Here is a 14,060-nt window from a genome sequence, read left to right as displayed (position 1 = left end):
GCAACACCCGGAGACTGCCATGACCAACCGACCCCACCCCCTTGGCGATGTGCGCCTGCACCTGAACCTCATGCGCGACATGGCGAAGGCGACGGGCACCGATACCGAAACCGCCTTTTCCGAAGGCCGTCTGCATCATGCCGAATGGGCCGATGCGCTGACCCGGTGCCGTAATTGCCGGTCTGCCGAGGCCTGCCGCCACTGGCTCGATGAATACGAGGCCCTCCCCCGCGTCATTCCCGAAGCCTGCGAAAACCACGCGTTCTTCACCGACATTCAGGCTGCGCAACTGACCCGCTAGGGAACCAGCCGACCCCAGAGATCGTATTCGGAGGCTTCGTCCACATCGACCGAGACGATGTCACCGGGCGTCAGGCCCTGGAAGCCTTCGTCGATAAACAGGTTGCCGTCAATTTCGGGCGCGTCCGCTTTGGTCCGGCAGGTTGCGCCGTCGCCGTCGATGGAGTCGACGATCACCTCAAGCCGTGTGCCGACCTTGGCCGCCAGCTTGGCCGCTGAAATCGCCTGCGCCTTTTCCATGAAGCGCGCGAAGCGGTCTTCCTTGACGTCTTCGGGGACGTGATCGGGCAGGGCGTTCGACCGGGCCCCGGCGACGTTTTCATACCGAAATGCCCCGACGCGGTCCAATTGCGCCTCGTCCAGCCAGTCAAGAAGGGTCTGGAACTCGGCCTCCGTCTCGCCGGGATAGCCGACGATGAAGGTGGAGCGCAGCGTGATGTCGGGACAGATACCGCGCCATTCCGCGATCCGGTCCAGCGTCTTTTCCGCATGGGCCGGGCGCGCCATCCGCTTGAGCGTGTCGGGATGCGCGTGCTGAAACGGCACGTCCAGATAGGACAGGATCAAGCCGTCCGCCATGAGCGGCACGAGGTCGCGCACGAAGGGATAGGGATAGACGTAGTGCAGGCGCACCCAGGCCCCGAGCGACCCCAACCCCCGCGCAAGGTCGACGATATGCGACCCGGCCCCGGCGCGATCTTTCCAGTCGGTGCCATAGGCAGAGGTATCCTGGCTGATGACCAGCAACTCCCGTACGCCCGCCTCGACCAGCTTTTCCGCCTCGCGCAGCACGGCCTTGGCGGGGCGCGACTGAAGGCGACCGCGCATGTCGGGGATGATGCAGAACTTGCACTTGTGATTGCAGCCCTCGGAAATCTTCAGATAGCTGAAGTGCCTCGGGGTCAGCGATACGCCGCGCGCGGGCAGCAGGTCGACGAAGGGGTCCGGCGCGGGCGGCACCGCGGCATGGACGGCATCCAGCACCTGTTCGTATTGATGCGGCCCGGTCACGGCCAGCACCTTGGGATGCGCGCCGGTGATGTAGTCGGGTTCCGCCCCGAGACAGCCGGTCACGATCACACGGCCATTCTCGCGCAGGGCCTCGCCGATGGCATCCAGGCTCTCGGCCTTGGCGCTGTCCAGAAAGCCGCAGGTGTTGACGATCACGGCTTCGGCGCCCGCGTAATCGGGACTGATCGCATAGCCCTCGGCGCGCAGACGGGTCAGGATACGCTCGCTGTCGACCAGAGCCTTTGGACAGCCCAGGCTGACCATGCCGATACGCGGCTGGCCGGGCCGGGCGTCGGTCGGCAGCACGGCACGGGGGGCAAGGTCGGGGCGCAGGTCGGGCGGGTTCTGGGACATGGCGACGGTCTATGACGGCTCGCCGTCGTGCGGAACCCCTTGCGATGTGAGACCAGCCGATTCATCCTGTCCAAAAGGGGGGTGTGCCCATGAAATGGCTGGTTCGGAGTGTTCTGGCGCTGGTGACCCTGGTGGTCGTGGCTGTCGCCGTCCTGTTGCTGATCCCGACCGAGCGTGTCGCGGCCCTTGCCGCCGACCAGTTCAAGGCAGCGACCGGGCGCACCCTCACCATCGACGGGGCGGTCAAGGCGACGCTCTGGCCCCGTCTGGGCGTCCGGGCCGAAGGGATCGAGATCGCCAATGCCGCATGGTCCGATCAGGGTCCGATGCTGACGGCCCAGACACTGGAAGTCGGCATCGCGCTCGGCTCCATCCTCGGCGGCGATATTCAGGTCGAGACGCTGGAGGTGTCCGGGGCGGAACTGATCTTGGAACGGAACGCGGCGGGGCAGGGCAACTGGGAGGTCGTGCGGCCCAACACGTCTTCGGCGGCGACGGTGAGCGGCGGCAGCAGGGCCGCGCGCGACATCAGCATCGACCGCGCCGTCCTCAGCGGCGCGAACATCACCTGGCGGGATCAGGTTTCGGGCACCCAGGTCCGTCTGCGGGCCGTCGACCTCGAGACGCGGATCGCCGACCTCGACAGCCCCCTGCGTCTGGCGGGGTCCGCCTTGCTCAACGGGCAGGCGGTGGCGCTGGACCTGTCCGCCGACGCAATGCGCCCGCTGATCGACGGCACGCTGACACCCGCGGCGCTTGCGCTCAATGCCGGGGAAACGGCGCTGCGTCTGGAAGGCCGCGCCGATCTGGAACCGTTGTCGTTCGAGGGGCGTATCGAAGCCTCCAGCGGCGACCGCTTCGCCATCGCGCAGGCCTTCGGCGTCGCCGTGCCCGAATTGCCCGACGGTTTGGGCGCGGATCGCATCGCCATGAACGCCGCCGTCACGCTGGCCCCGGCGGGGACGATCCACCTGCGCGACATGCTGCTGGAACTGGACCGCAACAGCCTGACCGGCGCGCTCGACATCGACCCGGCCGGCCCTGGCGGACGTCCGCGTCTTGTGGGCAACCTTGCCAGCGACAGCCTCGATCTGACGGCGTTCAGCCGCAAGGGCCAGGGCGGCGAAAGCACTTTGGTGGCCGAGACCGGATGGGGGCGCGAGGTCATCGACGTCGCGGGGCTGTTCGCGGTCGATGGCGAACTGACGTTCAGCTCGGGCCCAATCACCCTGGGCGATGCCACGCTGGACGAAGTCCGGGCCCGTGCCACCCTTGAAAATGGTCGCGCCGTGGTGACCTTGCAGCCGCTTCTGGCCTACGGCGGCACCGTGACCGGCGAAATCGTGGTGAACGGCCGGGGCGGGCTTTCGGCGCGCACCAATCTGGACCTTTCGGGGCTGCAAATGCTGCCGTTCCTGACCGAGTTTGCGGATTTCGACCGACTCGTTGGCCAGGCCGATCTGTCGCTGCGCCTGCTTGGCGTGGGGGGGACGGCGCAGGCCCTGGTCGACTCGCTCGACGGATCGGTCAATCTGAAGGTCGGGCAGGGCGAGGTCCTGGGTCTCGACATCCCCGGAATGGTGCGCACCTTGGACCTCGGGTACCGGGGCGAGGGACAGAAGACTGTCTTCGACGGGATCACGGCCAGTTTTGCGATCACGGGCGGGGTGGCGCGCAGCGACGACCTACGGCTTGGTGCGCCCTATCTTGCGGCGACCGGGGCAGGGGAGATCGCGCTCGGGGCGCAGACCATCGACTATCGCCTCATGCCCACAGTCCGGCGCGAGGCGGATGGGCGGGGCGTCACCGTCCCGATCCTGATCCAGGGCAGCTGGTCCGACCCGCGCATTCGCCCCGATCTGGAATTCCTCGCACGGCAGAGGGTCGAGGCGGAGCGCGCCGAGTTGGAGGCTCGCGCCCGGGTCGAGGCGGATGCCGCCCGCGCCCGCGCCGAGGAAGCCGCCCGGCAGCGCCTGGCCGAAGAGCTGGACATCGCACCCGAAGACCTGTCCTCGCGCGAGGCGGTCGAGGATGCGATCCGCGAGCGGGTGGAACAGCAACTTCTGGGCATTCTGACGGGTCAGTAGCCGCGATCCGTCTGCCCGCGCTGGACGCTGGCCGGTGCCCGCGCTATCTGCGCCGGATACAACAAGGAGCCGCCTCATGAGCGTCAGTCTGGTCGGAACCTTCGTCAAGCCCGTCCACCGCGAGGGTCACAAGTTCATTGCCATCTTCGCCGGGGTGACGCTGATCCTCGGCATCCTGTGGACGCCGCTCGGGGTTCTGGGCATCGCGCTGACGATCTGGTGCTATTATTTTTTCCGCGATCCCGAGCGGACAGTGCCCATGGACCCGGACCTGATCGTGTCGCCCGCCGACGGGGTCGTGTCGCTGATCGGGCCCGCGGTGCCACCTGCCGAACTGGGCCTCGGGTCCGCGCCGCTGACGCGGGTGTCGGTCTTTATGTCGGTCTTCGATTGCCACGTGAACCGCGCGCCGGTGGCGGGTGAGGTGACCGAAGTCGCCTATCGCCCGGGCAAGTTCCTGTCCGCCGAACTCGACAAGGCCTCCGAGGAGAACGAGCGCAACGGCATCGTCCTGACCATGGTTGACGGCACCCGCCTCGGCGTCGTCCAGATCGCGGGCCTCGTGGCGCGGCGGATTCTGTGCGAGGTCGATCAGGGCGCGCGCCTTGACCGGGGGGACCGCTTCGGTTTGATCCGCTTCGGCTCCCGCCTCGATGTCTATCTGCCCGAGGGCACTGCCCCCCGCGTCAACGTCGGCCAGTCCATGATTTCGGGCGAGACGGTCCTGGCGGTCCTGGGTGACGACATTGCCGCCAGCGCGCGGGTGGAGTGATGGCCCGCAACAAGCGCCTTCGCCGCGACGGCCCGCTGCCCCTGATCCTGCTGGTGCCCAATGTGGTCACGATGTTGGGCCTGTGCTTCGGCCTGACCTCGATCCGCTTCACCTTCGAGAACCAGTTCCAGTTCGCGGCAGGCCTTCTGATCCTCGCGGCGCTGTTCGATGGGCTCGACGGTCTGCTGGCCCGCCGGCTGAATGCGTCGTCGCCGTTCGGGGCGGAACTCGACTCCCTGTCGGATTTCGTCTGTTTCGGCGTGGCCCCCGCGCTGCTGATCTACAACTTCGGATTGCGGGACTTCGCGGGCCTCGGCTGGCTCGCGGCGCTGTTTCTGGCGATCTGCTGCTGCCTGCGGCTGGCGCGGTTCAACGTGGCGGCCAAGGATGAAAGCGACGACAAGGGCAGTTTCACCGGCGTTCCGGCCCCGGCGGGGGCGATGCTGGCGCTGTTTCCCGTCACGCTGCACCTGTCGGGTCTGGTTGACCTGCGCGAGGTTCCTGCCCTGATCGCCCTCTGGGCGTTGATCGTCGGCGCGTTGATGATCGGGCGGTTCAAGACGATTTCGCTCAAGGCAATGCGGGTGAGCCGCGACAACGCCGTCTATGTCCTTCTGGCGGCGGCTGTGGTGATCGGCCTGATGCTGACCCGCATCTGGGCGTTCCACGTGGGCGCCACGTTCCTCTACGTCTCGCTTCTGATCTGGGGCGTCCTGAAGCAGCGTCGGGACGCTACTCCTCCCACCTGATGTCGGCCCCGAGGGCGGTCAGGTTCTCGATGAAGCGCGGATGGGCCCGGCGGACGGGGCCGGCGTTCAGGATGCGCGACTGCCCGTCGATCTGGATCGCCGCGATCAGCAGGCCGACGACCACGCGGATGATATAGGGCGCTTCGACCTCTGCGGGTTTCAGCTTGTTGTTGCCGAACACGATCAGGCGGTGCGGGTCCGACAGGTGGCAGCGCACACCGAACTTGGCCAGCTCCGCCGACCAGCCCATGGCCCCCTCGTAGACCTTGTTCCAGAACATCACGTCGCCCTTGCACCCGACCGACACGCCAATGGCCTGCGGCAGCAGGTCGGCGGGGAAATAGGGCCAGGGCGCGGCTTCGATCTTGGGCGTCATCTGGGCGGTCAGCGGCGGCGTCACTTCCCGCGTCCAGCCGGTCACCGTGACGGCGCCGGGGGCCGTCTCGAACTGGAGGCCGAGTTTGGCGAACTGGTCCAGGATAAGCGGCATCTCGTCCAGGATGTCGGTCTCGACCGTGACGCGCCCTCCGCTGACGCCACCCAGGGCCAGGAAGGTCGCCACCTCGTGGTGGTCGTCGGGCACGCGGCAGGTCGCGCCGCTCAGGGTTTCGACCCCGGTGACGGAGAGGCGCGAGGTGCCGATGCCCTCGATCCGGGCGCCCATCTCGACCAGCATGTGGCAGAGCGCCTGCACATGCGGCTCGGATGCGGCATTGGTCAGGACAGACGTTCCCCGTGCCATTGCCGCGATCAGAAGGAAGGTCTCGGTCGCCGTGACCGAGGCGTATTCCGCCCATATCGATTGCGCATCGGGGCGCCCGTCCAGGGTCAGGTCGATGTGATCGCCCGGGGCCATGGCCGCCCCGAAGGTCCGCAAAATGGCGATATGCGGGTCGATCTCGCGAATGCCCAGGGCACAGCCCTTGGCGTCCACATCGAACCGCAGGTGACCGTGGCGCAGCAGGATCGGCGCCAGCAACATGATCGCCGACCGGATGCGCAGGGGCAGCCTCTCGATCGCATCATCGGTCAGCTTGGCCGGGTGCTTGATCGACAGCGTTTCGGCGGCGCGGTCATAATCGACCTCGGACCCGATGGACCGGAAATAGTCGATGAACTTGGCCAGGTCCGTGATGTCGGGCACATTGCTCAGCGTCACCTGCGCCTCGGTCAGCAGGGTGGCGCAGAGCATCGGCAGGACGGCGTTCTTGTTGCCATTGGGGCGAAGGGTGCCGTTCAGCGGTCGCCCGCCGTTCACGATCAGGTTGGCCATTCTCGGGGCTCCGACTGCGGGTTAGCGGCGCCGGTCGCGGCGCGACGACATCGGCTGGAACGCGACGGAGACATGCGCCTCGCAATAGGGCTTGCCGGTCTGCGAGGGCAGGCCGCAGAACCAGAACTTCTCGGTCGCGGGGTCCCCGATGGGCCATTTGCAGGTCCGCTCGGTCAATTCCATCAGGCTGATCTTCTTGGCTGTCTTCTCGACCGCATTGACCTTGGCCAGTGCCTCGGGGCTGATCTCATTGGCCGAAGGCTGCGGCGGCAGGGGCTGGCCCGCCATCAGCGGCTTGCGCAGCGAGGTGACATTGGTGCCCTGCGGGACGGCGGCCATTGTGCGCGGCTCGTCGTCATCGTCTTCCTCTTCCTCCTCAACGGCGGGGGCCGCCGGCTCGGAGGATTTGGTCTCGACCTTGCGCTCGACCTTCGGCTCGGGCTTCGCCGGTTTCGGCGCAGCGGCCTTGGGCGCGGCCGCAGGGGCGGCTTCGGCCTTGGCGGTATCGTCCAGATTGCGATTGGACAGGCCCAGGCGATGGACCTTGCCGATCACGGCATTGCGGGTGACGCCGCCAAGCTCCTTGGCGATCTGCGATGCGGACGCGCCTTCGCCCCACATCCGCTTGAGCGTCTCGACGCGATCGTCGGTCCAGGCCATTGGTCTCTCCTCAACTGCTCGTTGCTCCGGCCGCGGTCCGCCCATCAAGTGGGGCAGGGGGTGGCGATCCCGGAGGAAGTGGTATTGTAAGCACGCGGGCGGCCCGTCACAAGGCACGCCCCCTGCCAAGGAGCGCTGATATGACGGACACGGCCAACCTGCAACAGAATGTCCCGGCCCGCGATCTGCCGAAACTGGGGGTTCGCCGGTTCGGCGCGGTCAACTGGCTTGGATTGCAGACGCTCATCCTGCGCGAAACGAAGCGGTTTCTGGCCGTCTGGACCCAGACCTTGCTGGCACCGCTCGTCACGGCCGGGCTGTTTCTGTTGATCTTCACCGTCGCGGTCGGCACCCGGCGCGGCGAGGTGATGGGCGTCAGCTTCCTGCATTTCCTGGCCCCCGGCATCCTGATGATGACGGTGATTCAGAACGCCTTTGCCAACGTGTCCTCCTCCATCGTCATCTCCAAGGTGCAGGGCAACATCGTCGACACCCTGATGCCGCCGCTCTCGGGGCTCGAATTGCTGATCGGCTATCTTGCGGGCGGCATCCTTCGAGGCGTTGTCGTGGCTGTCGCGATCTCTGCCATCCTGTTCCCGTTCATCGGCCTTGGCATCCACAACCCGGTGATGGCGCTGGTCTGGGTGGTTCTGGGCGGCGCGTTCCTTGGCGCGCTCGGTATCGTTGCGGGGGTTTATGCCAACAAGTTCGACCAGATGGCCGCGATCACCAATTTCATCGTCACCCCGCTCAGCTTTCTGTCGGGGACGTTCTATTCCCTCGAGTCCATGCCGCCCGTGTTGCAGGGGATCAGCCATGCCAACCCGGTCTTCTACCTGATCGACGGGCTGCGGTCGGCGGTCCTTGGCGTCTCGGACAGCTCTCCCTGGCTCGGCTTCGGGGTCGTCTTCGTCGCCACCCTCGCGGTCAGCACATTGGCCTGGTGGATGCTGCGGACCGGCTATCGTCTGAAGTCGTGATCCGCGCCGCGCTGATATTTCTGGGGCTGGCCGGTGCAGCCTTTGCCCAAGGGGACGCGCCCGCGTTTCAGGCCGACGCCGCCGTGACGATTGCGACCTGGAGCGCCAATGGGGTGACGGTCGACGTCGCGGGCAGCCCCAACCCCGAGGGCGGCACCCTGACCGACGCGGACATGTGGCACATCGGATCGCTCACCAAGGCGATGACGGCGACGCTTGCGGGGCGGGCGGTGGCGGCGGGGGCGATCGACTGGGACACGACCGTGGGCGCGCTGCTGGACGCTGACCCGGTCTGGCGGGACGTGACCCTGGCCGAGCTTTTGACACATCGGTCCGGCATGGCCGCGAACCTGCCCCGATGGCGCGCGATCCTCCGGCCGGATCGTGCGGCCTATGTCGGTCATATGCTCGGTTCGTCCCCCGTCGGCGCGCGGGGCGAGTTCCTCTATTCCAACGCGGGCTACGTCGTTGCGGGCGCGATGCTGGAAGCGGCGCAGGCTGAGCCCTGGGAAGACCTGATCCAGCGCGAGGTCTTCGCCCCCTTGGGGATGGAGGAGGTCGGTTTCGGGGCGCCGCCGCGCATCTGGGGGCACCGGGGCGGGCGTCCTGTCCGTCCGGGGCCGGGGGCCGACAACATTCCCGCCATGGGCCCCGCCGGAACCGTTCACGCCAGCCCCCGGGCCATGCTGCGCTTCCTCGCCGCCCATGCGACGCAGGACCCCGAGTTTCTGCCACCCGAGGTTTGGGCGCGGCTGCATCGCCCAGTCGGCGATTATGCCATGGGCTGGCGGGTCGAGGACCGGGCGCTGCGCCATGCCGGATCGAACACCATGTGGTTCGCCCGGGTCGAGGTGCGCGACGGATGGGCGGCTTTCGTCGCCGTCAACGAGGGGTCGGCCGCGGCGCAGGCCCGGACGGAACAGGTGATTGAGGGACTTTGGCCCGACGCCCCTCCCGCCAGGCCAGAAGCGCCGCGCCCGTCAGAATGAGGCAGGCCCCCGTCAGGCCCACGACATCCGGGACCACGCCGAAGATGACGCCGTCGTAGAGCCCCGCGAAAACCAGCGTGAGGTAGGAGAAGGGCGTGACATAGCTCGCATCCGCCCGCGCCATTGCATTGACGAAGCAGAACTGGGCGCAGGCCATCAGCACGCCGAGCGCCGCCATGGCCGCCCATTGCGGCCCCGTGGGGGTCTGCCAGAAGACGACCGCGAAGGCAGTGGCAAGGCACAGGCCGAGCGAGTTGTTCACGAGCAGTACCTGAAGCGGGGCCTCGCGGCCCGACAGCCGTTTGATGAAGATCAGCTCCATCCCCAGGGCCAGCGCCGCGCCGAGTGCCAGGAGCGCGCCCGCCTCGACCGCACTGCCGCCTGGGCGGATCAGCACCGCCGCGCCCGCCAAAGCGATGATCGCGGCCAGCCAGCGCCACGGCCCCACCCGTTCGCCCAGAAGGGGGATTGCCAGGATCATGCCGAAGATCGGGTTCAGGAAGACGATCGCCGTCGCATCGGTCAGCGGGATCAGGGCGGCGGCGGCGAACATCAGCGTGACCCCGGCAAAGCCACAGGCCGTCCGCCCGATGTGCAGGCCCACGGCGGGCCGGGTCAGCCGGGGACGGGCCACAGCCACGATGGTCACAATGGTCGCCCAGGCAAAGGCGAAGCGCCCGAAGGTGACCATGAATGGCGGTAGGCCCGGCCCGAGCGTATCGGTGCCGAGCGCCTTGGCCAGCAGGGTGGTCGCCGCGATGAACATCGTCGCGACCAGCATGAAGATCGCGGCAAGGGTGGGGGTGGCCTGGGTCGGAACGGATGGCCGTCCGTCAGACACCCAGACACCAGCGCATGATCGCCTTTTGCGCATGCAGCCGGTTCTCCGCCTCGTCGAAGACGACCGACCGGGGGCCGTCGAGGACGGCATCGGTGATCTCTTCGCCCCGGTGCGCGGGCAGGCAGTGCATGACCAGCGCGTCGCCGGGGGCCGCCGCCATCAGACGTTCGTTCACCTGGTAGGGACGCAGGAGGTTGTGCCGCCGCTGGCGCGAACTTTCGGCGTCGCCCATGCTGACCCAGGTGTCGGTCACCACCAGATCGGCATCGGCCACGGCGGCCAGCGGGTCGCGTTCGATGCGGACTTCGGAGCCGGCCTTGCGCGCCGCGCCGACAAGGGCGTCGGGCGGGTCAAGCTGCTCGGGCCCGGCGAAGGTGAAGTTGAAGCCGAAACTGGCCGCGGCGTGCAGGAAGCTTTGCGCCACGTTGTTGCCGTCGCCCATCCAGGCCACGCGCTTGCCCCGGATCGGGCCGCGATGTTCCTCGAACGTCATGACATCGGCCATGATCTGGCAGGGGTGGCTGGTGTCGGTCAGACCGTTGATGACCGGGACGGTGGCATGTTCGGCCATCTCCTGCAGGATATCCTCGCCGAAGGTGCGGATCATGATCAGATCGACATAGCGCGACAGGACCCGGGCCGTATCGGCGATGGTCTCGCCGTGCCCAAGCTGCATGTCGGCGCCCGACAGCACCATGGACGTGCCACCCAACTGTCGGACGCCAACGTCGAAACTTATCCGGGTGCGGGTCGAGGGTTTTTCGAAGATCAGCGCCACGACGCGCCCCGCCAGCGGCAATTCGTCGTCGGGCGTGCCCTTGGGCCGGTCGCCGCGCGCGGCCTTCATGGCACTGGCCTGGTCGAGGATGGCGCGCAACTCGGCCCTGTCGGTCGTGTGAATGTCGAGAAAATGGGTCATCGTGTCGTCCTGTCGGAAGGAACCGGGGGCCAGCCCCCGGACCCCCGGGATATTTGTGCCGAGAAGAAACTCAGGCGGGCGAAAGGCTTGCCGCAGCGCGGTCGAGGCGGGCAATGGCCTCGCGGATGTCGGCATCCTCGACGTTGAGCGCGGGCAGCAGGCGCAGCACATTGTCGGCGGCGGGAACGACGCAGAGGTTCTGTCCGTAGGCGGCCTGAAGCACGTCGCTGTTCGGGACGCGGCATTTCAGCCCCATCATCAGGCCCGAGCCGCGCACCAGTTCGAAGACATCCGGATGCGAGGCCACCAGCCCTTCGAGACCTTGCCGGAAGAGCGATGCCTTGCGCCGCACTTCGGCCAGGAAGGTTTCGTCGGACACGATGTCAATGACCGCGTTGCCCACGGCGCAGGCCAGCGGGTTGCCCCCATAGGTCGACCCATGGGTGCCCGCCGTCATGCCCGAAGCGGCCCGTTCGGTCGCCAGAAGCGCGCCCAGGGGGAAGCCGCCGCCGATGCCCTTGGCCACCATCATGATGTCGGGGCTGATCCCGGCCCATTCGTGCGCAAAGAGGCGGCCCGTCCGGCCCATGCCGCATTGCACCTCGTCCAGGATCATCAGCGCGCCGGTCTCGTCGCACAGATCGCGCAGGCCCTTGAGGCACTGGTCGGGCACGGGAATGATCCCGCCTTCCCCTTGCACAGGCTCCAGGATCACGGCGGCCACGTCCGGGGCCTTCATGGCCTCGGTCAGGGCCTCGTGATCGGCAAAGGTCAGGTGCTTGAACCCCGGCAGAAGGGGGCCGAATCCCTTGGTCATCTTCTCGGACCCGGCGGCGGCGATCCCGGCGCTGGACCGGCCATGGAACGACCCGGTGAAGGCGATGATCACATTGCGTTCGGGATGACCCTTCTCGCTCCAGTACTTGCGCGCCATCTTGACGGCCAGCTCGCAGGCCTCGGTGCCCGAGTTGGTGAAAAAGCAGGTGTCGGCAAAGGTCGCATCGACCAGCTTGCGGGCCAACGCCTCCTGCTGCGGGATCTGGTAGAGATTGGAGGTATGCCAGAGCGCCCCGGCCTGGGCCGTCAGCGCCGCCGTCAACGCCGGATGCGCATGGCCGAGCACGTTCACCGCGATACCGGAACCCAGATCCAGGAAACGTCGTCCATCCGCCTCGACCAGCCACGAGCCTTCGCCTGAGACAAAGCTCAGCGGGGCGCGGTTGTAGGTGGGCAGGATGGCGGAAATCATGGACATCGTCCTTTGCTGAAGGGGTTGAACGTCCGGCGTGGCGGAAATCGCCTCACCTGTCAATTCACCTTGGTCACGGGAAAGTTGGGTGAACGTGATCGGCTGAAATGGTTGAACCATAGGGCAATCGAACAAAACCGATAGGAAAGCTCTATGATCCGCCTGACCCTGGCCGCCGCCGCTGCCACATTCGCCTCCGCCATGACCCTTGCCCTGCCTGCCGCCGCGCAGGACGCCTGCGCCGTGGAGGGCGACCGTTGGGATCTGGACGACGCCGGTGTCGCGGCCCTCTATGACTGCATGGAAGGGCAGATGCTCGACGCCTACACGAAGGAAGGCGACGCGATTGCCGGGGCCTACCGCGACTGGACGATCACGGCCACCCGCGCCGCCGTTGCCGGCCCGCATCAGGAGCGGTTCCTGCTGACCTTCGTGAATGACGTCGCCACCGAACAATATCTGAAGTTCGAGGATGGCGATTTCGAGATGCCGGTCGGGTCCATCCTGGTCAAGGAATCCATCGGTGTGCGCGACGGGACGGCCCGTGTCGGCCCGCTCTTCATCATGGAGAAGGTCGATACCGCCGAGGCCGCGGAATACGGCAACTGGTTCTATTCCGGCATTCAGCCGAACGGCAAGCCGCTCAAGATAAGCCAGAAGTTCTGCCACGACTGCCACGGCGGATACGAGGGGCAGGACAGCATGGGCTATCCGCTCGAAGAGGTCCGGGTCTCGGTCAACTGACGGTTGACCGACCCGAGGCGGGCGCCCCCGGAGGGGTGCCCGCGTCATGTGCGGGCCGCCCTTTCCCTCGACAAGCCGGGCGTTGACGGGCACATGTGACCGATGTGGCCCAAAACCCGTGCCTTGTCCGTCCACCTGCTGACCGCCACCGGCGCTGTCTTTGCGATGTTCGCCTTGCTGGCGGCTGTGGAAATGGCGTGGTCCTGGATGTTCCTGTGGTTGCTGGCCGCGCTGATCGTGGACGGTATCGACGGGCCGCTGGCGCGCAGATGGGACGTCACGTTGCATGCGTCGCGCTTTGACGGTGTCCTTCTGGACCTGATCATCGATTACCTGACCTATGTCTTCATCCCGATCTATGCCCTCTATTCGAGCGGTCTTGTCCCGGGATGGGCAGGATGGGGCGTGCTGATCGTGGTGCCTTTCGCCAGCGCGCTCTATTTCGCCGACACCCGAATGAAGACCGAGGATGCCAGCTTCGAGGGCTTCCCCGGATGCTGGAACATGGTGGCCCTTGTCGTTTTCGTGCTGGAGCCGAACCCCTGGATCACACTGAGCGCGGCCGTCGCGCTGTCGGTGGCGATGTTTTTGCCGCTGCGCTTCGTCCATCCGGTCCGGACGGCCATCTGGCGGCCCCTGACGCTGACGGTGACGATCGCCTGGGTCGGGTTGGCCGTCGTGGCGGCGTGGGGGGAGTTCGGCCTTGGCCAGACCCTTGGGTGGGCGTTCGGGCTCTGCTCCGCCTATCTTCTGGGGGCGGGTCTGGTGCAGCAGATGCTCTACCGCGACTGACGCTCAGAGATCGATGCTGCCGTCCGGGTTCGGTTCCACCCCGCCGGGCAGGTCGGGTTCGAGTGGCTGCTTGCGGCGGATCAGGATATCACCATTGGGCAGGATTTCGGGCGCGTGATAGGCGTCCAGATCCTCGACCACCTCGCCCAGGTTCTTCTGCAACTCGTCCAGCAGCGGCTTGGCGTCCTGTGCCAGATCCTGAAGATCGCGCAGCGCGGGCTCCATCTCCTGCATCAGGCCGTCCATGAAGAGGCGCAGACCCTGTTCCATCAGGCTGTCGGTGTCCTGTGCCGCGGCGGGCGTGGCGGTCAGGGCGAGGGCGATCATGAGGTGTTTCATG

At 67.0% G+C, this 14,060-nt stretch carries 15 protein-coding genes; 8 read left to right on the top strand and 7 right to left on the bottom strand.

Going from position 1 to position 14,060, the window contains the following annotated elements:
* The first annotated feature begins 19 nt into the window (after positions 1-19).
* On the top strand, positions 20-301 hold the full coding sequence (locus tag BM002_RS07910; RefSeq protein WP_092779269.1) for a DUF6455 family protein: 282 nt from the start codon (positions 20-22) through the stop codon (positions 299-301).
* Here the strand turns inward: BM002_RS07910 and rimO are convergent.
* Positions 298-1,665 carry a 30S ribosomal protein S12 methylthiotransferase RimO gene (gene rimO / locus BM002_RS07905; RefSeq protein WP_092779267.1) on the bottom strand — a complete coding sequence of 456 codons (1,368 nt, stop codon included), beginning with the start codon at positions 1,663-1,665 and terminating at the stop codon, positions 298-300. The genes BM002_RS07910 and rimO overlap by 4 nt on opposite strands.
* Positions 1,666-1,754: 89 nt before the next feature.
* On the opposite strand from rimO, the gene BM002_RS07900 reads away from it, so the two are divergent.
* From BM002_RS07900 to pssA, 3 genes are all read left to right on the top strand, one after another.
* Positions 1,755-3,752: an AsmA family protein gene (locus tag BM002_RS07900; RefSeq protein ID WP_092779265.1), complete on the top strand. Its 1,998-nt coding sequence runs from the start codon at positions 1,755-1,757 to the stop codon at positions 3,750-3,752.
* 76 nt (positions 3,753-3,828) lie between these two features.
* Positions 3,829-4,524, top strand: coding sequence for a phosphatidylserine decarboxylase (locus BM002_RS07895; protein WP_092779263.1), 696 nt, complete (start codon positions 3,829-3,831; stop codon positions 4,522-4,524).
* The gene (gene pssA / locus BM002_RS07890) at positions 4,524-5,273 is read left to right on the top strand and encodes a CDP-diacylglycerol--serine O-phosphatidyltransferase (protein ID WP_092779261.1); all 750 of its coding nucleotides are present in this window, start codon (positions 4,524-4,526) and stop codon (positions 5,271-5,273) included. Before BM002_RS07895 ends, pssA begins: the two co-directional genes overlap by 1 nt.
* Here pssA and BM002_RS07885 read toward each other — a convergent pair.
* The gene (locus BM002_RS07885) at positions 5,257-6,546 is read right to left on the bottom strand and encodes a UDP-N-acetylglucosamine 1-carboxyvinyltransferase (RefSeq protein ID WP_092779258.1); all 1,290 of its coding nucleotides are present in this window, start codon (positions 6,544-6,546) and stop codon (positions 5,257-5,259) included. The two genes, pssA and BM002_RS07885, sit on opposite strands and share 17 nt — an antisense overlap.
* A 21-nt stretch (positions 6,547-6,567) precedes the next feature.
* Positions 6,568-7,206: a GcrA family cell cycle regulator gene (locus BM002_RS07880; RefSeq protein ID WP_092779256.1), complete on the bottom strand. Its 639-nt coding sequence runs from the start codon at positions 7,204-7,206 to the stop codon at positions 6,568-6,570.
* Positions 7,207-7,346: 140 nt separating this feature from the next.
* On the opposite strand from BM002_RS07880, the gene BM002_RS07875 reads away from it, so the two are divergent.
* Both BM002_RS07875 and BM002_RS07870 read left to right on the top strand, forming a co-directional pair.
* Entirely contained in the window at positions 7,347-8,186 is an 840-nt protein-coding gene (locus tag BM002_RS07875; RefSeq protein WP_092779254.1) for an ABC transporter permease, read from the top strand.
* Positions 8,183-9,175 (top strand): serine hydrolase domain-containing protein, encoded by a 993-nt coding sequence (locus tag BM002_RS07870; RefSeq protein WP_175484835.1) that lies wholly within the window; start codon positions 8,183-8,185, stop codon positions 9,173-9,175. The genes BM002_RS07875 and BM002_RS07870 overlap by 4 nt, the downstream gene beginning before the upstream one ends.
* On the opposite strand, the gene BM002_RS07865 is transcribed toward BM002_RS07870, so the two are convergent.
* The 3 genes from BM002_RS07865 to BM002_RS07855 form a co-directional block, all read right to left on the bottom strand.
* The gene (locus BM002_RS07865) at positions 9,069-10,016 is read right to left on the bottom strand and encodes a DMT family transporter (RefSeq protein WP_483867453.1); all 948 of its coding nucleotides are present in this window, start codon (positions 10,014-10,016) and stop codon (positions 9,069-9,071) included. The two genes, BM002_RS07870 and BM002_RS07865, sit on opposite strands and share 107 nt — an antisense overlap.
* Complete coding sequence (gene argF / locus BM002_RS07860) at positions 10,009-10,935, bottom strand: ornithine carbamoyltransferase (protein ID WP_092780474.1); 927 nt, start codon at positions 10,933-10,935, stop codon at positions 10,009-10,011. The genes BM002_RS07865 and argF overlap by 8 nt, the downstream gene beginning before the upstream one ends.
* A 70-nt stretch (positions 10,936-11,005) precedes the next feature.
* The gene (locus BM002_RS07855) at positions 11,006-12,184 is read right to left on the bottom strand and encodes an aspartate aminotransferase family protein (RefSeq protein ID WP_092779248.1); all 1,179 of its coding nucleotides are present in this window, start codon (positions 12,182-12,184) and stop codon (positions 11,006-11,008) included.
* Between the two features lie 153 nt (positions 12,185-12,337).
* On the opposite strand from BM002_RS07855, the gene BM002_RS07850 reads away from it, so the two are divergent.
* On the top strand, positions 12,338-12,928 hold the full coding sequence (locus BM002_RS07850; protein WP_092779246.1) for a cytochrome P460 family protein: 591 nt from the start codon (positions 12,338-12,340) through the stop codon (positions 12,926-12,928).
* A gap of 102 nt (positions 12,929-13,030) precedes the next feature.
* A complete protein-coding gene (locus BM002_RS07845) occupies positions 13,031-13,720 on the top strand; it encodes a CDP-alcohol phosphatidyltransferase family protein (RefSeq protein ID WP_092779244.1) in 690 nt (229 codons plus the stop codon).
* A gap of 3 nt (positions 13,721-13,723) precedes the next feature.
* Here the strand turns inward: BM002_RS07845 and BM002_RS07840 are convergent, their stop codons facing one another.
* Positions 13,724-14,059, bottom strand: a complete 336-nt coding sequence (locus BM002_RS07840; RefSeq protein WP_092779242.1) for a hypothetical protein — start codon at positions 14,057-14,059, stop codon at positions 13,724-13,726.
* Position 14,060: the final 1 nt, after the last annotated feature.

Source organism: Jannaschia pohangensis (genome assembly GCF_900113875.1).
Taxonomy (GTDB): Bacteria; Pseudomonadota; Alphaproteobacteria; order Rhodobacterales; family Rhodobacteraceae; genus Jannaschia; species Jannaschia pohangensis.
The sequence above is the reverse complement of the archived record's forward strand: the minus strand, read 5'-3'. Positions and strand labels throughout refer to the sequence as shown.

Coding starts and splice junctions, on each gene's coding strand:
- pssA (WP_092779261.1), top strand. CDS start 4,524: ATGGCCCGCAACAAGCGCCTTCGCCGCGACGGCCCGCTGCCCCTGATC.
- BM002_RS07880 (WP_092779256.1), bottom strand. CDS start 7,206: ATGGCCTGGACCGACGATCGCGTCGAGACGCTCAAGCGGATGTGGGGC.
- BM002_RS07900 (WP_092779265.1), top strand. CDS start 1,755: ATGAAATGGCTGGTTCGGAGTGTTCTGGCGCTGGTGACCCTGGTGGTC.
- argF (WP_092780474.1), bottom strand. CDS start 10,935: ATGACCCATTTTCTCGACATTCACACGACCGACAGGGCCGAGTTGCGC.
- BM002_RS07875 (WP_092779254.1), top strand. CDS start 7,347: ATGACGGACACGGCCAACCTGCAACAGAATGTCCCGGCCCGCGATCTG.
- BM002_RS07910 (WP_092779269.1), top strand. CDS start 20: ATGACCAACCGACCCCACCCCCTTGGCGATGTGCGCCTGCACCTGAAC.
- BM002_RS07840 (WP_092779242.1), bottom strand. CDS start 14,059: ATGAAACACCTCATGATCGCCCTCGCCCTGACCGCCACGCCCGCCGCG.
- BM002_RS07885 (WP_092779258.1), bottom strand. CDS start 6,546: ATGGCCAACCTGATCGTGAACGGCGGGCGACCGCTGAACGGCACCCTT.
- BM002_RS07845 (WP_092779244.1), top strand. CDS start 13,031: ATGTGGCCCAAAACCCGTGCCTTGTCCGTCCACCTGCTGACCGCCACC.
- BM002_RS07855 (WP_092779248.1), bottom strand. CDS start 12,184: ATGATTTCCGCCATCCTGCCCACCTACAACCGCGCCCCGCTGAGCTTT.
- BM002_RS07850 (WP_092779246.1), top strand. CDS start 12,338: ATGATCCGCCTGACCCTGGCCGCCGCCGCTGCCACATTCGCCTCCGCC.
- rimO (WP_092779267.1), bottom strand. CDS start 1,665: ATGTCCCAGAACCCGCCCGACCTGCGCCCCGACCTTGCCCCCCGTGCC.
- BM002_RS07895 (WP_092779263.1), top strand. CDS start 3,829: ATGAGCGTCAGTCTGGTCGGAACCTTCGTCAAGCCCGTCCACCGCGAG.